The organism is Sivoneniella epilithica UHCC 1019 (assembly GCF_040830845.1).
GTDB lineage: Bacteria > Cyanobacteriota > Cyanobacteriia > Leptolyngbyales > Leptolyngbyaceae > ULC077BIN1.
Genome location: NZ_JBFPDP010000002.1, coordinates 172,980 through 193,491 on the forward strand (window position 1 = coordinate 172,980; position 20,512 = coordinate 193,491).

Here is a 20,512-nt window from a genome sequence, read left to right on the forward strand (position 1 = left end):
CAAAAGCTGCGTTGAAGCATTTTGAGTGTTTATGACGATTGGGGAGCCAAAAGATATTCAGAGAAATGAACAGCCCTACCGATCAAGGCAGGGGTTAAACATTCAGCAGTCTCAAGAAACCATTTATGATTTTTTGCTAGAGATTGTTAAGAAGTGGCCCCCTGAAGAAGTGCTGCTAGAGTTCAAGCGGCTATTTATTTATCATGTGGACTCTATCAGTTCAGGTGCAATTCAAGCGGTTTATGATATTGTCTTTTCTAACAATCAAGAAGATTTCAGGAACACGCTTAAACGATCTTGTTACATTCTAATTAACAACTGGGATGCTAGTAGAAATTACAAACCCATCCGAGAATTAATTCAACTGTTTTGTGATCCATCGTTTAATCGCCATACTGCGTCTCCAACCTTAAGGCGGCTGAGACTATGGATTAATGAATTTGTCACAAGTCAAGATTTTGAAGAACTAAAGCTTTTTACATCTCGGTATGAAGATCAAAGCAAAGGACCTTGGTCTTCTCGCTATACGTCTTATTTATTAGTTCCACAATATATTGATCTCAAGAATCCGATTGAACAACGGGAAGCAGCAAGAGCGTTGTCTAAACAATTGAAGGATCGATTTAAGTTTGATTTGGCAATGTTTATTGCGCGATCGCAAGCTCGCCCAACCGATGGAAATCCTTCTCCAAAAAATCCAACTGCGCTTGGGGATGAGGCGCTGCGATTGATTAAGATGATTGTGGCAAGAAGAGGACAGTTTAGCCATGTTAATATAGCCAACATTTTCCTTAGCCAAATTGAGCAACTAACATTTAGAGAGTTTAAATATAGCTTTCAAAAATATTTGACATTTGCTATAGACAATAGAAACTTCGCAGAAACAATCACAGTAAAACTAGGTGAAAAACTAGAAGGTCTTTATTCTAGACATGACGAAGAAACAGTTTCAACCGCATTAATCTTAAGAACTTGTAACCGGGTTATTGATGTTCTAACGACTGATAACCAGGCTGAGCCATCTTCACTTTTTATTCAACTTCTCTCTCAAGGAAACCCAGTCACTCTAGTAATTATTTTCCTGAAAATCATTTTAATTTGCAAGCATTCAAGAACTCACTTAGAATCTCGAATCGCTGAATTGATCCGTCACTATCAAGAATATCCTGAAGTGGATTGTGAATGGGTAGTGAGCTTTTTAGAAGTTTTCAATGTTACATTTGCAATCTATGCTGAAAATGTTCAGTACAACTTAATTAAAATGCAGGATAAGGAAGCTGTTAAAACTCACGAACATGCATTTGATCCCGATACTTATCGCATCTTTTCTCAGTTGAAGCATATCGAAAAAGTGGAGCTTTTTTCTGGAGCGCTTCCTGTTGAACAATTAGATCTGGAAGATGAAACCATTGATTGATTTTCCATTAATGACCAATATGTTGATCCAGCCAAGCTAGCCCTGCGCCCATTGCTTCAGATGTCACACTGACAAGTCGATATAGAGCAACGCTGCCCAAGATCAATCCCACTGGAAAATCGCGACTTAATAGCGCGATCGCAGTTGCTTCAAACACTCCCACGCCACCGGGCGCACCTGGAACCACGAACCCAACTAGCCAAGAGAGGCTAAATCCACTCAGCAGTAGCGGAACTTGTTCTAAGTTAAAAGGCGCGATCGCCCAAACTGTAATTAAAAATCCTGCACCTCTTAATAAAAGAAAGCTTAATCCCCCTAACAACGGCAGCACTGGATAGCCTACTAGCTTAACTAATGGTGGTTTCTCTGAAGAACTTGCCGTTTTTTGCTTGAGAGCGCCCAAATATCCCATAACTGGATTGAGAACTCGTGGATGAATTGCCAGTAGCACCCCCAATAAGCCGAGCCATTGCAGCACCAGAGCCACAGAACCGTAGCGGGCAACAATCGTTTTGCTGGCGAGTAAAGCCACGAGTAGCGCAGCCGCAGCCATCAGCAGGGGTTCTAGCAGCACCGTAACAGTCGCAGTTTCTAAAGTAGCCCCTGCTTTCGTGGCAGCATTCACCCGACCATAGTAGTGCCAGACATTGCCGGGAAGATATTTTGCAATATTGGTCTGAAGGTATGCCTGAATCATCTGTCCGCTATCTACCGATTGTTGAAAATCACGGCGAAGCGTTTGGCTCCAGATCCAGCCCGCGCAAATGTGAGCCGATAATGTGATTCCTAGGGCGATCGCCAAACATGCCCATCCAGCCCCATCCAAGCGAAATGAAGTAATATTTTGCCAGTTTTGCCTTAAAACCCCTGCCAAAAAAAATACGCTAGCACCCAAAATTACCCAGCGTACTAGCGGTTTAAGCCGAGATAAAGCAGATTTCATACACTAAACCCATAAAATAAGCACGCTAGGAGTTCTAACGCGCTTGGATGAGAAATCTACTTCAGTTCAATCCAACCGATAAACAGAAAGCGCTACTAACTTAAATGAGCTTTAGCGCTCTAAATCCTAGGTAAAGCCCCATTGCTACTGCAAAAGCACCACCCAAAATTGCAACGTAGGAAATTACAGCAGTCATTTTAAACCCGTCTCCACATGCATCGAACACAATTCATCTAAACAAACTATACAAAAGAATTGACCCCGGTAGTGCAGTAGAATCAGCCCACAGACGTTTTTCGTTACCCTGTCATTATTCATGGTGTTACAGCAGTCGGTTATTTCAGTTCCCCTGCCGCAATGCGCTTACGAGATTGTGATTGCGCTGGATGGGTTAAGCCAGCTTGGTTCACGGCTTCAATCCTTAGAGGTTGGGCAAAAAGTATTATTGGTGTCTAACCCTGCGATTTTTCGACGGTATGGCGAATCGGCGATCGCGTCCCTATCTGCCGCCGGATTTTCGGTTGCAACCTGCCTGCTGCCTGCTGGAGAGCGGTATAAAACTCCCGCGACTCTCCAAAAAATCTATGATGCTGCACTCGCGCATCGGGTGGAACGTTCCTCTACTTTTGTTGCTTTGGGTGGTGGCGTGATTGGCGACATGACAGGGTTTGCCGCAGCAACTTGGCTCCGAGGCGTGTCGGTGGTGCAGGTGCCCACGTCATTACTAGCGATGGTTGATGCGGCGATCGGCGGCAAGACTGGGGTAAATCATCCCCACGGCAAGAATTTGATTGGTGCTTTTCATCAGCCTCGCCTGGTGCTGATTGATCCGGGTGTGCTAAAAACTTTACCGCCTAGAGAGTTTCGGGCTGGGATGGCAGAAGTCATTAAGTATGGAGTTATTTGGGACGCAGATTTATTTTCTTTGCTCGAACAAGCACCGCGACTCGATCGACTGGCTGCCCTAGGGGAAGACCAATTACCGGAAGTTTTAACGCGATCGTGTGAGGCAAAGGCGCACGTGGTTAGCAAGGATGAAAAAGAAGCCGGACTGCGCGCAATTTTGAACTATGGGCACACGATCGGTCATGCGGTGGAAAGTCTCACGGGCTATCGAGTGATCAATCATGGGGAAGGGGTGGCGATCGGCATGACGGCAGCCGCAGAAATTGCCAGTCGGCTGAATCTATGGGAGGCAACCGCCACAGATCGGCAAACTGCCCTAATCAAAAAAGCTGGGCTACCAACCCAGTTGCCCGCCAATATAGAGATTGAAGCGATTGTGCAGGCGCTACAAACGGATAAAAAGGTGAAAGCGGGGCAAGTGCGTTTTGTGTTGCCTACGCAAATTGGAGCGGCGATCGTGACGGATCAGGTCTCTACGGAAGTGATTCGAGCCGTCCTTAAACAGATGCTATTGGCTTGACTCGATGGGCAACGAGTTCGCCCGATGGGTCTGGAAAATTGTAACCGATGAGCCGTAGACCTACGAATTGTCGACTTTGTAGCCTAAGTCTGCAAGATCACTGCGGGAATATCGCCATTTTGGTTGCACTTTAACGAATAGCTCAAGATATACCTTGCCTGCAATCATTTTTTGAATTTGTTGGCGGGCAGAGGTGCCTATTTCTTTGAGCATACTGCCGCCTTTGCCAATCAAAATTCCTTTTTGAGAAGGGCGCTCCACATGAATGGTTGCTAAAACACGGGTGAGGGTGGGTTCTTCCTCTACTCGGTCGATCGCGATCGCAGTGGAATGAGGAACTTCTTCGCGGGTGAGCCTCAAAACCTGTTCTCGAATCAGTTCGCCCATAATAAACCGCTCTGGTTGATCGGTAACAAGATCAGGTGGATAGTAATAAGGTCCGGGTTCGAGGCGCTGAATCAATTGCTCTAATAAAGCGTCTATTCCCTCTCCTGTAATCGCAGAAAAAAGCGCGATCGCCCAGCCATATTCAGCCGCGAGATGGGTATAGCTTGCCACAATTGCCTCAGCATTAGCAGCCTGCTGATCGATTTTATTGATGCCTAAAATCACGGGAATAGGGCAATGCTTCACCAATTCGGCAATGAAGCGATCGCCTTTCCCTACTTCTACAGCGCCATCTACAACAAAGAGTAATAGATCAACAGAATGCATCGCAATCTGGGCATTTTTGACTAAAACTTCTCCTAATTGGTGCTGGGGTTTATGAATTCCGGGCGTATCTACAAAAATAAGCTGAGCGGTTGGAGTGGTCAAAATTCCCCGTAGCCGATTGCGGGTTGTTTGGGCGATCGGCGAAGTAATTGCGATTTTTTGTCCCACTAGCTGATTCATTAAGGTAGACTTGCCGACATTAGGGCGACCCACAATGCCCACAAATCCAGATTTAAACCCTAGAGGAGCGGTTGGAATTAACCCTGTTCCCACCAAACTGTTTTCTATCAAATTATTCTCAAAATTCTCGTCTTCAGGTGTCATGGTGTTTGTAATTACAAATGATGATGGAATCGATGCGCCCGGAATTCGATCGCTGTTAGCGGCAGTTCGTCAAATGAATTTGGCGGCGATCGTGGTTGCCCCCCAGTCCCAGTTTTCGGGCTGTGGTCATCAGGTTACAACAACCCAGCCAATTCTAGTAGAGCAGCGTTCTGAATATGAATATGCGATCGCGGGCACTCCGGTAGACTGCGTTCGTATTGCGCTCAGCCATCTTTGCCCCCAGGCTGAAGGCGTACTGTCTGGCATCAATGCTGGTGGGAATTTGGGAACAGACGTTTATATCTCTGGTACAGTCGCTGCTGTTCGAGAAGCCGCAATGCATCGCATTCCTGGTATTGCCCTATCCAATTATCGGCAGGGAAAATGCGAAATTGATTGGGCGATCGCCACAAGTCTAGCCATCCAAGTTCTTGAGAAGGTTCTGTCTAAACCAGTAGAGCCAGGAACTTACTGGAACGTAAATCTACCCCAATATTCTGCTCAATCCTTAGAACCTAAGCTGATATTCTGCGCTCCTTGCACTCAGCCTTTACCTAATACCTTCCAAGTTGAAGACAACTACTTTTACTACAAGGGTGACTATAGCAACCGTGCCTATGATGTGGGAGGAGATGTGGAAATCTGTTTTTCAGGACATATTGCTGTCACTCAACTCTCACTTTAAGAGATGGATGCTAAAAGTTAACTTTTTCGCTTAGGAATCATTCCCAGGAAACTTGATTTTTAGAGAAGAAAGTTTGCTTAGTTAATCAACTTGCTAAAAAATTACATTCCATAATAGATGACTAAGTTTTGTAAAAAATAAGCAAGTGATTAACGTAGTTTGACGTATGTCTAAAGATAGAGCCTGTTTGACAGGATTGAGTAGAATCACTTACACTTTTTCTCAGGTGTTCTCTGTGTGCAGTAATAAGGTGTTAAAAGTATTAAGTTTTAGGGCATTTTAATATAAAAATAAAAATTCAAAAGAATTGCTGTTTTTATAGAAAAACGGGTCAGGGGTAATACCATGCTTTCGATTCATGAAATTGTTAAAGAAGCATTTACTACAGGTCTACTAACAGTTGAAGCGGAGGAGCAGTTGCGGCAGCTTTTAAGAACAAAATATGACACAAAAGACTTTAAAGCCTTCATGTTACTTCAACATGCTGTTGTGTCTGGCTCTATTCGTCAAGTATCGCGTGAGCTAGTCACAAGCCAACGTTCATTAGCGATCGCGTCCTAGCTAAATTGAATAGCTGTAACCCTTTTAAAGATGGCAAGAATAGGGAAGTTACCAATTGATAACCTCCCCATTTTTTATAAAATAAGTGGCAATTAAGCTTAAGACGCGATCGCGGCTTCAACCTTCCGAGTCGGCTCCTTACTCACTACTTTGCGAGTGGTGGGTGCATCTGTCGTTTGCATCAAGAAGACGAGTAAAGGGGCACTTTGCATTTCGCGTTTGAGCATTTTTACGAGTTCTCGCTCAATTTGAGTTTTCACTCCAACCCAGTCAATATTACTCGCAGCCTCAGGGTGGGCAGATGTTAATTCTTTCCAGTAGTTTCGTAAAACGATCTCAATTGTCTCGCGAGTTTTATCTTGAAAACGCGATCGCTCGACTGAAGTGACCACACCTCGGAAATGCACTTCAGGTTGAGCAATCAATTCACCCCGGTTATTAATCGTTGCCGCCACTGTGACAATCCCTTCTCCAGCGAGTCGTTGGCGTTCCTTCAACACTTGGGCATTCACTACCCCAGAGCGAGACGCATCAACTAGTTCAATTCCAGAAGGCACTTTTCCTGCAATTCGGATAGAATTTTCGGTCAATTCTACTACATGACCATTATCAATGATGATCATGTTTTCTGCTGGAACCCCAACGCTTTGAGCCGTTTGGGAGTGTTTGACTAGCATCCGATGTTCACCATGAACTGGCAAGAAAAACTTGGGTCGCGTTAAACCGAGCATTAGCTTTTGATCTTCTTGGCAACCATGTCCAGAAACATGAATTCCATGTTCTTTGCCATAAATCACCTTAGCGCCCAACATCATCAGCTTATCAATCGTGTTCACAACCGCGATCGTGTTTCCAGGAATGGGATTCGCTGAAAATACAACCGTATCGCCGGAACGTACCTTAATTTGGCGATGGTCGCCATTGGCAATCCGTGTCATTGCTGAGAGCGGCTCACCTTGGGAACCTGTAGTCAAAATCAGCACATTTTCATCGGGCACTTTTTGAATTAAGTGTAGCGGCTGCAAAAGATCATCTTCACACTTGACATAGCCTAGATTGCGAGCATGGGCAATCACATTTAGCATGGAGCGCCCTAGGATGCCTACGACTCTGCCATGCTTTTTGGCGAGATCCAAGATCATGTTGATCCGATGGACTGAGGAGGCGAAGGTCGTTACTAATATCCGTCCTTGGGCTTGTCCAAATACGCGATCGAGGTTGGGATAAACCGCACGCTCTGAAGGGGTAAAACCAGGAAGCTCAGAATTAGTAGAGTCGCTAATTAAACATTGAACGCCCTGTTCGCCATAATCCGCTAGCCGCTGGAAGTCGAAAAACTCGCCGTCTACTGGTGTATGGTCAATTTTGAAATCGCCCGTGTGAATCACCACGCCAACGGGAGTCCGAATTGCAACGGTGAAGCTATCCGCCATGGAGTGAGTGTTGCGGATAAATTCTACAAAGAAAGCAGAGCCAAGCCGAACAATATCGCGGGGACCAACCGTCCGAAGTTCGGTGCGATCGCTCACTCCAGCTTCTTCAAGCTTGTCTTGCAGTAACGCCATTGCCAATCGAGGACCGTAGATTACGGGAATGTCAAACTGTTTGAGGTGAAAAGCGATGCCGCCAATGTGATCTTCGTGTCCATGGGTGACAATCATGCCTTTAATTTTATGGCGATTGTCTCTGAGATATGTCATGTCTGGGAGAACAATATTGACTCCATGCATCCCATCAGTGGGAAAAGCTAGACCAGCATCTAACAGAATAATTTCGTCGTTATATTCAAACACACAGGTATTTTTGCCGATCTCATGGAGACCACCTAGCGGAATAATTTTGAGAGCAGTCACAGAATTTGTTTGGGTCATTTGCATCATTTAGATAGAAAGATTTTGAGGTAAAGAGAATTCAGAGTTTGCTGAAAGATGTTTGATTGGATGGAATATTGAGAACAGCGATCGCCGATGGAAGTTAAGTTGGAACAGTAGAGATAAACTATGAGTGGATTTGAAGTAGACAGGATTTGAGGTGTCCATCTTCATGTTTCTACAGTGTTAAGTAGACGTTATTCAGTTGTAGAAAGCTTAAATAATCTAGGACTAGAGAAGCGCTAATTCTGCTAGAACTGATTTTAAGGTTTGAATGACATCAGGGGGCGCATCAACGAGAGGAGAACGGGTAGAGCCAACCTGCCAGCCCTGAATTTGCAGTGCAGCTTTTACTGGAATTGGATTAGTAGTCAAAAACAACGCTTTGAATAAAGGAAATAGAGCAAGATGTGCTTGAATAGCTGCTTGAATATCACCGACAAAAAAGGCTTGAATCATTGATTGAATCTTCGTTCCGACAAGATGACTGGCAACGCTGATAACTCCATGCCCTCCAACTGCCAGTAGCGGCAAGGTCAGCGAGTCATCTCCAGCGTAAATGGCAAAATCATCAGGAGTAGAGCGGCGGATTTGGCTAACTTGGTCTAGATTGCCGCTTGCTTCTTTGATTGCTACAACATTAGCAATTTCTGAAAGCTGAATGACTGTTTCAGGCAAAAGGTTTTGTCCTGTTCTCCCTGGAATGTTATACAACACCATTGGTAGATCGGGAATTGATTCAGCGATCGCCTTAAAGTGATTATACATCCCGGCTTGGGGCGGCTTGTTGTAGTAGGGAACGACCTGCAACGAACCATCTACCCCTAGTTTAGCTGCTTTTTGAGTGGCTTCGATGGCTTCCTGTGTTGAATTTGACCCAGTGCCTGCGATTACTTTCGCTTTTCCTGCCACAGCCTGCTGAACCACCCGAAATAATTCATATTCTTCGCTCCAAGTTAAGGTGGGCGATTCACCCGTAGTTCCACACACGACTAAAGCATCACTGCCATTGTTAACCAGGTAGTCAGCTAACTTTTCTGCGATCGCGTAATCAACAGCACCATCCTCAGTAAATGGCGTGATCATCGCGGTTAAAACTCGTCCAAAATTCACCACACTGTATCGATATAAGAGGTTTTTACAATTTTTACAATATAGTTACTGCCCATTTCATTAAGCAGATTACTCCATACTGCGGATTAAGTCACTGCCACTATAGGCTTAAGTAACTGTTTTTGCACCAGCAACTCAGCAATTTGAATTGCATTTAGAGCAGCCCCTTTACGAATTTGGTCGCCACACAGCCAAAGCTCCAACCCACAGGGATGAGACATATCTTGGCGAATTCGACCCACCAGCACATCATCTTCCCCACTCGCGTCTATCGGCATTGGAAAATAGTTTGCCGCCCAATCTTCTACCAAGCGGACTCCAGCAGCATGGCTCAGAATTTCTTTGGCTTGAGCTATGCTAAAAGGCTGCTCAAACTCTAGATTAATCGCTTCTGAGTGAGCGCGCATTACGGGAACCCGTATACAGGTTGGAGTGATTTGCAGATCAGGAACTCCAAAGATTTTGCGCGTTTCGTAAACCATTTTCATCTCTTCTTCACAATAACCCTGCTCGTTTAGCTTGGAATTGTGCGGAAAAAGATTAAAGGCTAGGGGATAAGGAAATATTTCCGCGACTGGCTCCTGTCCATTTAGGATTGCCTGCGCTTGTGTTTTCATTTCTTCCATTGCTCTTGCGCCTGCGCCACTGGCAGATTGATAAGTGGCGGCAACAATCCGTTGAATTGGCTGGACTAAATGCAATGGATAAATTGCGACTGCCATCAAAATGGTGGTGCAGTTGGGGTTTGCAATGAGTCCTCGGTGGCTTGCAGCGGCTTGGGGGTTGACTTCAGGTACGATCAGCGGGACAGCGGCATCCATCCGAAATGCACTGGAGTTGTCTATGACCACCGCTCCTGCTGCGATCGCGATCGGTGCCCAAGCTTTAGAAATAGACGCGCCTGCTGAAGCTAGCACTAAATCAACGCCATCAAAGGAGCGATCGTCTACGGCTTCAACAATTAAAGGTTCTCCCCGAAACGGCAAGGTTTGTCCTGCCGATCGCGAAGAAGCCAACAGTGTTAACTTAGAAACTGGAAAATTTCGCTCTTTCAACAGCGTCAGTAGTTCAGTACCGACGGCTCCTGTAGCACCTAATATGGCAACTCGATAGGATTCAACCAAGTTATATGTCCTCCAATAAATTGGATCGTTTAGTCAGTAACTTTTCAATAAAATTGACGATTGACTGAGAAGCCATTGTTAACGCATTGGCTATACAGCCATAGATAAATTTAATTAATTGGATGACTCTGGATGACGCTTCTGTAAAAAACCTGCTCTGAACAAAAAACCTGCTCTGAACGATCTTTTTTTAACAATGTTCAAGATTTTAGCGGATTCTTAACTAGATTAATGAAAAGCTTGATGTGCAGTACTGCACATTTTAGGCGATCGCCTCCTGATTGTGGCAGACTAAAACTCTTGATTCCTGGTGGCTAGCTGATGTGAATTTAGATTCCATCGGTGAGGCACCCCCATAGGTCAGCAGAATCCGTTACTATATCTAATTGCAGCACTGCAAACTATATAACTCGCTGTTCGTTGAGTCATCTTTATAGAGCAAAAGCTAAATAGACAAAAGCTAACGCTAAAAACTAGATAGAGTAAAAGCTAAACCAGCCATTTTTCCAGTGCGATCATGCAATTTAGGAAACTCAGGTCAAACTAGGCTCTAGGTTTTTTGAGAAATGCCTTTTAAAAAGCTGCTCCCATTTCTCCATTTTAACGCTCACGCTAAAATCACCGCAATCTCTTTAGAAATCAATGAAAGTTATCCAGGAAAAGCTTCCCGCCAGCCAAATCGGTTTGCAAATTGAAATCTCATCAGAAGTATCCAAGAAAGCCTACGAACGAGTGGTGAAGGAGTTCACACGGTCAGTTAATGTTCCTGGATTTCGCAAAGGTAAAGTTCCACGTCAGGTGTTGATTCAGCAAATCGGCTCAAGTCGGTTGAAAGCTGCTGCTGTTGAAGAGCTAGTGGAAGACAGTATTAAAGAGGCAGTCAAGCAAGAAAACATTGAGGCGTTAGGCAATTTTCAATTGCGATCGTCCTTTGAAGAGTTGGTCAGCCAATTTGACCCTACTCAACCCCTAACTTTTTCTGCGTCGGTTGATGTGCAGCCAAACGTTGAATTGAAGCAGCACGCAGGTTTGCAGATCCAGGCAGAAGAAATAAAACCTGATTCTAAACAGGTTGAGGCGGCGCTGCAACAATACCGCGAACAAATGGCAACGTTAGTTCCGGTTGAAGGGCGCGCGGCTCAAATGACAGATGTTGCTGTAGTAGATTTTAAAGGCGTATTACGCAGTGACGATCCAGAGCAAGAACCCGAACCTATTCTAGGTGGTGAGGCTCAAGGATTTCAGCTTGAACTGACAGAAGGTCAATTTATCCCAGGATTTATCGACGGGATTGTTGGCATGAATTCTGGTGAGACAAAGGATGTGCAGGCAACCTTTCCCGAAGCTTACCCTCAGCCGGATGTTGCTGGACGGGATGCAGTTTTCACCATCACCTTAAAGGAATTGAAGGAAAAAGAATTTCCTGAACTAGATGATGAATTTGCTCAAGATGCGAGTGATGGCGAGTTTCAAACTCTGGCAGAATTACAAGCGTCGTTAGAGACTAAGTTTAATCAAGAAGCTGAAAACAAGACAAAATCTAATAAAGAGCAGGCTGTTCTGGACGAATTGCTGAATTATGTCGAAGTGGATATTCCAGAGACATTGATTGAGCGAGAAGTGACGTTCATGATTAACCAGACCGCAATGCAACTTCAAAATCAAGGGATTGATGTTCGCCAACTCTTTACCCAAGATATGGTTGCTCGTCTACGTGAACAATCTCGACCCGACGCAACCCAACGGATCAAGCGCACACTAGCCATGGGCGAAGTGGCAAAACAAGAGTCTATTCAAGTTCAACCGGATGAGCTAGCGACCAAGGTTGCTGAGCTTTTGAAAGAGTTGGCAGATCAAAAACATGATCAGCCGATTGACCAAGATCGGCTACAAGAGGTTGTTTCGGAAGATTTATTAAAAGAAAAGATTGTGGATTGGCTGATTGAGCATTCTACATTCGAGATGGTTCCAGAAGGCACGTTGACTCAGAAGGAAGACGTTGAAGAATTAGCTGAAGCTGGTGAAGTTGAAGTTGCTGAACTATCTCAAGAAAGCTCGGCGAAATCTGATGGTGCAAGCGATCTTATAGAAGCAGCCGAACCTGCAACACAATCTACTGTTGATTCAACGGCAGAAGTAGACGCGATCGCCGATGAAGAGGAGCCAATCACCCCTGAAACTACTGAAAAGACTCGTAAAACCACTAAGAAATCTAAAGCAGTACCAGAAAGCTAGCCTTTTTGGGGCTTTTCCAAGTCCTTAAAGAGTTGAGGCATAATGTTGAAATAAGCTTGTGCGATCGCCAGACACAGGACTATCTACTAAATTTGAATAATTTTAGGCAAAATGCCCACTATGCTTACATCTAACTCTGCGAACTACTCAGTAACCAGTTTTAATACTCTGGATGTTTCCTCTCTTAGCCCCAGCAATGTCATCCCCATGGTGGTTGAACAAGCAGGTCGAGGAGATCGTGCCTTTGATATTTATTCGCGGCTTTTAAGAGAGCGTATCGTATTCTTGGGAACTCCTGTAGATGATACAGTCGCAGATTCTATCGTGGCTCAAATGCTGTTTTTGGAGGCGGAAGACCCCGAAAAAGACATTCAGTTTTACATTAATTCTCCAGGCGGTTCTGTCACGGCTGGCATGGCGATTTATGACACAATGCAGCAAGTTCGTTGTGATGTTGCTACAATTTGCTTCGGCTTAGCTGCGAGCATGGGCGCTTTTCTATTGACAGCGGGAGCATTTGGTAAACGCATGTCACTTCCCAGTTCACGGATTATGATTCATCAACCTCTTGGCGGTGCCCAAGGGCAGGCGGTAGACATTGAGATTCAGGCTAAAGAAATTCTTTATCATAAGCGGAAGCTGAATGAGCTACTGTCATATCACACAAAGCAGCCATTTGAGAAACTAGAAGCAGATACAGAAAGAGATTTTTTCATGTCTGCTGAGGAAGCTAAGAACTATGGTCTGATTGATCAGGTTATTGTTCGGCAAAATCTTCCAAAACCAGGAGAAGCGGTTGCTGCGGTATAGGTTAAGAGGAACATATGTCTAAATACGACTCTCATTTGAAATGTTCTTTTTGTGGCAAATCTCAAGAACAGGTTCGCAAACTGATTGCTGGACCGGGGGTTTACATTTGCGATGAATGTGTAGACTTGTGCAATGAGATTTTGGATGAAGAGTTGTTTGACTCTAGTGCAACGGCTCCTCAACCTGTTCCGCGTCGCGAGGCTTCTCCTGAAAAGCGGAAATCGCGATCGTCTAATATTTCTTTGGGTCAGCTTCCCAAACCCCGAGAAATTAAAGGGTACTTAGACGATCATGTGATTGGTCAAGACGATGCAAAGAAAGTGCTTTCAGTAGCAGTTTACAATCACTACAAGCGGTTGAGCTTTTTGCAGGCTAAGGGAAATGGAAAAATTTCGCCTGAAGACTCCATAGAATTACAAAAGTCCAATATTTTACTGATTGGACCCACTGGCTGTGGAAAAACCCTGCTGGCTCAGACTTTAGCCGAGATTTTGGAAGTTCCTTTTGCTGTGGCAGATGCGACGACCTTAACTGAGGCGGGTTACGTGGGTGAAGATGTGGAAAATATCTTACTGCGTTTGCTGCAAGTGGCAGATTTGGACGTGGAAGAGGCTCAACGCGGCATTATCTACATTGATGAAATTGATAAGATTGCCCGGAAAAGCGAAAACCCTTCAATTACGCGAGACGTGTCGGGAGAAGGCGTTCAGCAAGCTCTGCTCAAGATGCTGGAAGGGACGGTCGCAAATGTTCCGCCGCAAGGTGGGCGTAAGCATCCTTACCAAGACTGCATTCAGATTGACACCAGCAATATTTTGTTTATCTGTGGTGGTGCTTTTGTTGGTTTAGATAAGGCGATCGAACAACGAATTGGCAGGAAGTCCATTGGCTTTATTCAGCCAGGAGACAGCCAATCGAAAGATAAGCGAACGGCTGATATGTTAAAACATCTTGAGCCTGACGATCTGGTTAAGTTTGGCATGATCCCAGAGTTTATTGGGCGGATTCCAGTGATGGCAGTGGTCGATCCGCTTGATGAAGATACGTTGACTGCGATTCTGACTGAGCCGCGCAACGCTTTAGTGAAGCAATATCAAAAGCTGCTGAAGATGGATAATGTCGTTCTTGAGTTTAAGCAGGATGCGATTCGGGCGATCGCGCAAGAAGGGTATCGCCGTAAAACAGGGGCAAGGGCGCTTCGTAGCATCGTTGAAGAGCTAATGCTGGATGTGATGTATGAACTGCCATCTCGCAAGGATGTCACCTGTTGCACCATTACTCGTGACATGGTGGAGAAACGTTCTACTGCCGAATTGTTGCTTCATCCGTCGTCCTTGCCAAAGCCAGAATCTGCTTAGAAGATTTCTGACTGGCTAAAACGGTGTTGCTGAATGCAAGCATGATTTGCCCTCATCCCCAACCCTTCTCCCAGCGGGAGAAGGGAGCTAGAAGTCTTGTTCCCTCTCCAGCGGGAGAGGGCTAGGGTGAGGGCGAATTTTGATATTCATACCTCAATTCAGCAACGCCGCTAAAACTGCTCTTTAGATCACTATTAAGCGTCTTTAATCATGCCCTACAGTCTGGTTAACGGGATTAACCACTACTACGAGTGGATTACCTCTACAGAAACTCCTGTGCCGTCTGGGAAACCAGTTATGCTATTTATTCATGGCTGGGGTGGTTCTGCTCGATATTGGGAAAGCACTGCCCAAGCAATTTCTCAAACTTTTGACTGTCTGCTCTGTGACATGCGAGGCTTTGGGCGCTCAACTTTTTCTAATTCTTCAAATTTGGCGATCGCGGATAGTCTTGAGTCTGTATGCCCTAGCTATGAGCTAGAAACCTATGCTCATGATCTTGTTGAGCTACTCAATAATCTGGGATTAAAGCAGGTCTATCTTAACGCTCACTCAATGGGCGCTTCGATCGCAGTTTTTTTCCTAAACTTATATCCAGAGCGGGTTCACCAAGCCATTTTGACTTGCAGCGGCATTTTTGAATACGACAAAAAATCATTTGAGGCGTTCTATACCTTTGGCGGCTATGTTGTAAAGTTTCGCCCCCGCTGGCTCTATCAATTGCCATTTATGGATCGGCTGTTTATGCAGCGCTTTTTGCACCGTCCTTTGGCGGGAACCATCAGCCGTGATTTTCTAAATGATTTTTTGATGGCAGATTATGAAGCGGCTGTGGGCACAATTTTTACCTGTGTTAGCAAAAAAGCAGCGGAAGAGATGCCTGGAGAATTCGCTCGATTAAAGGTGCCAACGCTAATCATTGCCGGCGATCGCGATATCATTATTCCTGCTGAACTAGGGGAAAGAGCCGCCGCCCTTAATCCTGAATACATTCAATACATCGTTATGCCTGATACTGCTCACTTCCCAATGCTGGAGGACGCACCTACTTACCTGAAACATTTATCCAACTTTCTAAAGCTTGACTGTGCTGCCGCCCAACCTTCAACGCCACAAATTAGCTAAATCGACGACACTCTTCGGCAAAATATCGTAACTACCCAACACTTTTAGGGTGTCTGTATGATGTCTCAACTCTGCTAATGCCGATTGAACCGTATCTTGGCGAGCATCCGCTTCTAAGTCAATAAAAAATAAATAATCACCCAGCGATCGCTTTGTAGGACGAGATTCAATTCTGCTAAGATTAATCCCCTTCTGAGCAAAAATATCCAGTGGCTTTACTAGCGCTCCAGGCGCATCATACACACTGAAAGCAAGCGAGGTATGGTTTCCCCCCAAAGAAGAGTGCAAGCCTAACACCCAGAAACGAGTGCAATTATCAGGATGGTCATTGATTGGATGAGCCAAAATTGGCACTTTGTATAACAGCGCGGCTCTTTGAGAAGAAATGGCTCCTGCCTGCCTATCTGCTTCAAGCTGTTGCAGTGCTTCTGTTGTCGAATTGGTCGGAATCAACTGGGCAGTTGGGCGATGCTGCTCTAACCAAGACTGACATTGGGCAAGCGCTTGGGGATGAGAATAAATGGTTTGAATCGAGGTGATTTCATTCGCATGGGACATCAAAGCATGGGAAATAGGTAGGACGAGTGCCCGTTGAATTTGCAGAGTATCTAATATCCAAAGCGTGTCGAGTGTAGTTGTGACGCTGCCCTCGATCGAGTTTTCAATCGGCACTATGGCTAAGTCTGCCTGTTTTAGCGCGACCGCATGAAGCGTTTGGGCAATACTGGGATACGCGCACAGTAAGGACTCTTGATGAAAATTTTGGGTAAGCCAGTTGGAATAGACTAAAGCAGCGGCTTCAGCATAAGTGCCAGAAGGTCCTAAATGCGCGATCGATACTGCCATCCTGTTCTAATCTCTCCTGTCCTAAATTAACCAGCAGTCATACTTATCACTCCAAATCTTACTCTCTGATAAGGGGGCAGATTCTCAGTATTGTTACAGCCCTTCATCTAATTAAGCCTTAAATATTGCAAATGCAAAAGGATTTTTGAACTAAATAATTTCTATTTTTTAAGCGATGGCTCGAAAAGCTTTTTCAACACTGATGCCACATCAAGTTACTTTAAGCAGGTTTCTATTTTAAGTGGCAATGGGGAATATACTTGAGTTGTATAGTGGATCTATCTCAAAAGATTGAACACATTGACTTCTTAACTACTTACATTAAGTATTAATTCGTTACATTTTATCCTTCTCTTTTCAGTTGCGCTGCAAATGGATATTCAGTTTTTAGCTTCTCAATCGATAAATCTTCCTGTAGTTCAACAGCCCATACCTATTCAGCACTATTTGCGCCAGCCTCAACGCTTAATTAATGCTTTGGCAGGCTCTAGCCAAATTGAAATTTTGGGTAATGACCTATTTCGGCTGAAAATGCGCCCACTCAAATTCATGATGCTCAGCTTGCAGCCAACGGTTGATATGCGAGTTTGGACAGAACCGGATGGCGTTGTTCGGTTGCAGTCAGTACGGTGCGACATTCGAGGGATTGAATATATTAATCAGCGATTTTCATTAAATTTGACGGGTCACTTGCAGGTTGTTGATGACCAACAAACAACTCGATTAAAGGGAACGGCTGATTTAGAGGTATTGGTAGAGTTGCCGCCGCCTCTGTGGTTGACTCCTAAATCTATTTTGGAAACAACCGGAAATGGGCTGTTGAAGAGTGTTCTACTGACAATTAAACAGCGGCTAGTCTATCAACTATTGTCAGACTATCAAACTTGGGCGATCGCGCAAATTGAGGATAGAACTTTGAATCAGCCCATAACATTACCGGCGAGTAGTTTTTAAGCTAGCTTTTAATTCTGAATCTAAACAATTCGAGCTATTTTCTAAAAGCACTAGGCGACAAGGACTAAAAGATTTACGGTGATAAGGCGTGATGCCGGATTGACGAATTGCTTGCAGATGAGCAGAGGTGCCATAGCCCTTGTTCATTGCAAAACCATATTGCGGGTAGCGGAGTGCCATCCGAGTCAGCAGTTCGTCTCGCCACACCTTAGCAAGAATACTGGCTGCCCCGATAACGATGGATTTTTGATCTCCTTTCACTACCGTTTCTTGGAGAATCGATAATTCGGGTATGCGTTGATTTCCATCAATCAGACAAAAATCTGGCTGAACAGAGAGCTTCAAGATCGCCCGCTTCATGGCTAATAGAGAGGCTTGCAAGATATTCAACCGATCAATTTCTCGCACTGAAGCATAGCTAATGTTGTAAGCAACTGCAAGAGAACAAATTTGAATTGCAAGCTGTTGACGTTGTGATGCAGACAAAAGTTTGCTATCAGTGACTCCAGCGATCGCTAAATCAGCCAAAGCGCTATCCGGTAAGATCACGGCTGCCGCAACCACTGGACCAAATAATGCCCCACGCCCCACCTCGTCTACGCCTGCAATGATTAGGCTAGAATCCCAATTACTTAGCCCAGAAAATTCAAGTTGCTCAGTAGTGGGTGTTTTCCTACGTCCCATGACTGCTCAATTAATCAGTGGTGCTGGCGGAAGATCGACGGCGACGGCGACGAACAATTCCGTTATCGGGTTCAGGTTCAGATTGTGGTTCGGGTTCCATAGGTTCAATGATAACTTTTGGCAGCTTCGGAACAATTTTGATAGGAGGCGCGATCGTAGCCACCTCTTTTTCCTCTACAGGCTGCAAATAGTTAGATTCTTCAGATATTACTGGCTCCACTGGATTCACCGATGCTGAGGATACTTCTAATGCATCGATTGCGAATGGAACGGGGGGCGCTTGTCCTGGTAAAACGACTGAAATAAGGGCTGACTTAGGATTTTTCACAGTCTGTTGAGATAACACCAGCGGAGAGACACCCATCCAAGCGTAAACTTCTTGTTCTTCAGGAGTCATCTCAACCATCACCATCTCTTGGGGTTCCATCGGTTTACTCTCACGCCGAGAGCGCCCCCGCTTCTCCTCCACTTCAGTTGCGATTACTGCCTCTTTTTCTTCCGCTATGTCTCCTTGATCTAATCCATTGTCGGGACGAGCGCTATCTGGACGAGTGCGATTCCGGATAGCAGTTCCTTCGCGAGGTTCACGCCGTCCACGAGGCACTTCCCGATCTCTAGGTTTGCTTTCAACACTCTCTTCTCCTTTAATCTCTCCATCTGGCGCGCTGAGATCATCTAAGCCATTATTAGGGAGCCTACTGGGGACTCGGCTTTCATTCCAAGCAGCACCCCGACCGCGATCGCGGCTGGTTGTTGGAGGTTCTTCACCCGTGCGGCGACGGCGACGGCGACGATTATTCCCGCCAACTTCTTGATAATTGGGATGGCTAAGCATCTCTTGTAAATCGTCTGGTTCTTCATCCTCTCGCTCTTCCCAAGGAAACTCCGCAGGGAGAGAAATATCAGGCAACTCACGGCTGGGTAACTCTCGTCCACGAGTGACTCCACGGTCTGAACGATATTCCCGAATGGGAGTGACCGTAGAACCTTCAGCAACTTCTTCATCGGTATGATCGAGTTCACCAGGTAAATGTACGATTTGCCCCGTGCCACCACAGGTTGGGCAAGCGCGTCCAAAGAGTTCGTAAATGTTTTTACCTTGCCGCTTCCGGGTTAGCTCAATCAACCCTAATTCCGTTAGTTGAGCAATTTGAGGACGGGCTTTATCCGATCGCAGGGCTTTATTAAAGTGTTCTAGGACTTGCAACTGATCGCGGCGAGATTCCATATCAATGAAATCGACAATAATCACCCCAGCAATATTTCGTAGCCGAAGTTGACGAGCAATCTCAGTCGCAGCTTCACAATTAGTCCACAAGACGGTTTCTCGTGCCGTTGCAGACCGAGTAAAGGAGCCAGAGTTTACGTCAACAACCGTTAAAGCTTCGGTGCGCTCAATGATAATGTAACCACCAGAAGGCAGATCAACTCTGGGCTTGAGTGCTTCTCGGATGGCAGCATTGATGCGGAAATATTCTAATACTGAGACGCGATCGCGGTGGTGATCAATTAAAACGCCTTGAGGTAATTTCCCACCGCCCCACGTTGTCAAATGCTGTTTTATCCGTCTCAATCCTGTGTGTGAATCTGCCACGATCCGATTCACATCGCCACTGTATACATCTCGTAACACGCGCTGAATAAAGTCATCGTCCCGATTGAGCAGGGCTGGCGCACGGGTTGAAGCGGCTTCCCGGCAAATGGTTTCCCATTGCTCTTGCAATGCTTCCAAATCTTCGATGATGGCTTCTTCGGGAACCCCTTCCGCTTCAGTTCGCACGACCAAACCCATGCCAGCAGGCTTGATTAAAATGGCTAATGCTCTCAAGCGGTTGCGTTCGTTCTCAACCCGAATCCGGCGGGACAGGTTCACCCCTTTTCCATGGGGCATCAAGACCAGATATCGCCCCGGGAAAGAAATATTTCCCGTCAACCGAGGTCCTTTGTTACCAGTCGGCTCCTTCATTACCTGCACTAGCACTTTTTGCTGAGGGCGTAGCAGTTCGGTAATTGATCCGGCGGCTCGTTGCAGCTTTAAAGGTCCTAAATCAGTAACATGAATGAAGCCATTGCGGTCGGAGTCTCCAATATTGACAAATGCTGCATCTATCCCTGGCAATACATTTTCAACAACGCCTAAATAAACATCACTGACTTGGTGAGTTCCAGTGGCAACAATCAATTCTTGAATTTGATCTTCTGAAAAAACAGCAGCGATGCGGTGCTGTTCCGCGATAATGATTTGTTTCGGCATTCAGTTTCCTCAAGATTCAGCGATCGCATTGAGTGGCAAGCGTCCTGCTTATGAACCACCCATCGGGT

General features: G+C 45.4%; 18 protein-coding genes. 9 read left to right on the forward strand and 9 right to left on the reverse strand.

All coding sequences use genetic code 11. The features are described 5' to 3' along the window. Positions 1-31 precede the first annotated feature (31 nt). Positions 32-1,417 (forward strand): hypothetical protein, encoded by a 1,386-nt coding sequence (locus AB3R30_RS02355; protein ID WP_458647532.1) that lies wholly within the window; start codon positions 32-34, stop codon positions 1,415-1,417. Positions 1,418-1,424: 7 nt separating this feature from the next. Here the strand turns inward: AB3R30_RS02355 and AB3R30_RS02360 are convergent, their stop codons facing one another. Beyond that, the gene (locus tag AB3R30_RS02360; RefSeq protein ID WP_458647533.1) at positions 1,425-2,360 is read right to left on the reverse strand and encodes a UPF0104 family protein; all 936 of its coding nucleotides are present in this window, start codon (positions 2,358-2,360) and stop codon (positions 1,425-1,427) included. 100 nt (positions 2,361-2,460) lie between these two features. Next, positions 2,461-2,556 carry a cytochrome b6-f complex subunit PetL gene (gene petL / locus AB3R30_RS02365; RefSeq protein ID WP_458647534.1) on the reverse strand — a complete coding sequence of 32 codons (96 nt, stop codon included), beginning with the start codon at positions 2,554-2,556 and terminating at the stop codon, positions 2,461-2,463. Positions 2,557-2,676: 120 nt separating this feature from the next. Here petL and aroB point away from each other — a divergent pair, with 120 nt between their 5' ends. Then, on the forward strand, positions 2,677-3,786 hold the full coding sequence (aroB, locus tag AB3R30_RS02370; protein WP_458647535.1) for a 3-dehydroquinate synthase: 1,110 nt from the start codon (positions 2,677-2,679) through the stop codon (positions 3,784-3,786). A gap of 60 nt (positions 3,787-3,846) precedes the next feature. On the opposite strand, the gene era is transcribed toward aroB, so the two are convergent. Beyond that, positions 3,847-4,824, reverse strand: a complete 978-nt coding sequence (gene era, locus AB3R30_RS02375; RefSeq protein WP_458647536.1) for a GTPase Era — start codon at positions 4,822-4,824, stop codon at positions 3,847-3,849. On the opposite strand from era, the gene surE reads away from it, so the two are divergent. Next, the gene (gene surE / locus AB3R30_RS02380; RefSeq protein ID WP_458647537.1) at positions 4,823-5,509 is read left to right on the forward strand and encodes a 5'/3'-nucleotidase SurE; all 687 of its coding nucleotides are present in this window, start codon (positions 4,823-4,825) and stop codon (positions 5,507-5,509) included. The two genes, era and surE, sit on opposite strands and share 2 nt — an antisense overlap. A 345-nt stretch (positions 5,510-5,854) precedes the next feature. Further along, positions 5,855-6,070, forward strand: a complete 216-nt coding sequence (locus AB3R30_RS02385) for a hypothetical protein (protein ID WP_458647538.1) — start codon at positions 5,855-5,857, stop codon at positions 6,068-6,070. Between the two features lie 98 nt (positions 6,071-6,168). On the opposite strand, the gene AB3R30_RS02390 is transcribed toward AB3R30_RS02385, so the two are convergent. The 3 genes from AB3R30_RS02390 to AB3R30_RS02400 form a co-directional block, all read right to left on the reverse strand. Continuing rightward, the gene (locus AB3R30_RS02390; RefSeq protein WP_458647539.1) at positions 6,169-7,941 is read right to left on the reverse strand and encodes a ribonuclease J; all 1,773 of its coding nucleotides are present in this window, start codon (positions 7,939-7,941) and stop codon (positions 6,169-6,171) included. Between the two features lie 231 nt (positions 7,942-8,172). Next, positions 8,173-9,054, reverse strand: coding sequence for a 4-hydroxy-tetrahydrodipicolinate synthase (gene dapA / locus AB3R30_RS02395; RefSeq protein WP_458647540.1), 882 nt, complete (start codon positions 9,052-9,054; stop codon positions 8,173-8,175). Between the two features lie 86 nt (positions 9,055-9,140). Then, a complete protein-coding gene (locus AB3R30_RS02400; protein ID WP_458647541.1) occupies positions 9,141-10,178 on the reverse strand; it encodes an aspartate-semialdehyde dehydrogenase in 1,038 nt (345 codons plus the stop codon). A gap of 642 nt (positions 10,179-10,820) precedes the next feature. Between AB3R30_RS02400 and tig the strand changes: the two genes are divergently transcribed. The 4 genes from tig to AB3R30_RS02420 all read left to right on the forward strand — a co-directional run bounded on the left by tig (position 10,821) and on the right by AB3R30_RS02420 (position 15,706). Beyond that, complete coding sequence (tig, locus tag AB3R30_RS02405) at positions 10,821-12,413, forward strand: trigger factor (protein ID WP_458647542.1); 1,593 nt, start codon at positions 10,821-10,823, stop codon at positions 12,411-12,413. A 120-nt stretch (positions 12,414-12,533) separates the two neighbouring features. Next, a complete protein-coding gene (clpP, locus tag AB3R30_RS02410) occupies positions 12,534-13,223 on the forward strand; it encodes an ATP-dependent Clp endopeptidase proteolytic subunit ClpP (protein WP_458647543.1) in 690 nt (229 codons plus the stop codon). A 14-nt stretch (positions 13,224-13,237) separates the two neighbouring features. Then, positions 13,238-14,581, forward strand: a complete 1,344-nt coding sequence (gene clpX, locus AB3R30_RS02415) for an ATP-dependent protease ATP-binding subunit ClpX (protein ID WP_458647544.1) — start codon at positions 13,238-13,240, stop codon at positions 14,579-14,581. 210 nt (positions 14,582-14,791) lie between these two features. Beyond that, the gene (locus AB3R30_RS02420) at positions 14,792-15,706 is read left to right on the forward strand and encodes an alpha/beta fold hydrolase (RefSeq protein ID WP_458647545.1); all 915 of its coding nucleotides are present in this window, start codon (positions 14,792-14,794) and stop codon (positions 15,704-15,706) included. On the opposite strand, the gene pheA is transcribed toward AB3R30_RS02420, so the two are convergent. After that, positions 15,686-16,552, reverse strand: coding sequence for a prephenate dehydratase (gene pheA, locus AB3R30_RS02425; protein ID WP_458647546.1), 867 nt, complete (start codon positions 16,550-16,552; stop codon positions 15,686-15,688). The two genes, AB3R30_RS02420 and pheA, sit on opposite strands and share 21 nt — an antisense overlap. 372 nt (positions 16,553-16,924) lie before the next feature. Between pheA and AB3R30_RS02430 the strand changes: the two genes are divergently transcribed. Further along, a complete protein-coding gene (locus AB3R30_RS02430) occupies positions 16,925-17,506 on the forward strand; it encodes a DUF1997 domain-containing protein (protein ID WP_458647547.1) in 582 nt (193 codons plus the stop codon). Here the strand turns inward: AB3R30_RS02430 and AB3R30_RS02435 are convergent. Both AB3R30_RS02435 and rne read right to left on the reverse strand, forming a co-directional pair. Next, on the reverse strand, positions 17,486-18,190 hold the full coding sequence (locus AB3R30_RS02435; protein ID WP_458647548.1) for a ribonuclease HII: 705 nt from the start codon (positions 18,188-18,190) through the stop codon (positions 17,486-17,488). The genes AB3R30_RS02430 and AB3R30_RS02435 overlap by 21 nt on opposite strands. Positions 18,191-18,200: 10 nt before the next feature. Then, positions 18,201-20,444 carry a ribonuclease E gene (gene rne, locus AB3R30_RS02440; protein WP_458647549.1) on the reverse strand — a complete coding sequence of 748 codons (2,244 nt, stop codon included), beginning with the start codon at positions 20,442-20,444 and terminating at the stop codon, positions 18,201-18,203. Positions 20,445-20,512: the final 68 nt, after the last annotated feature.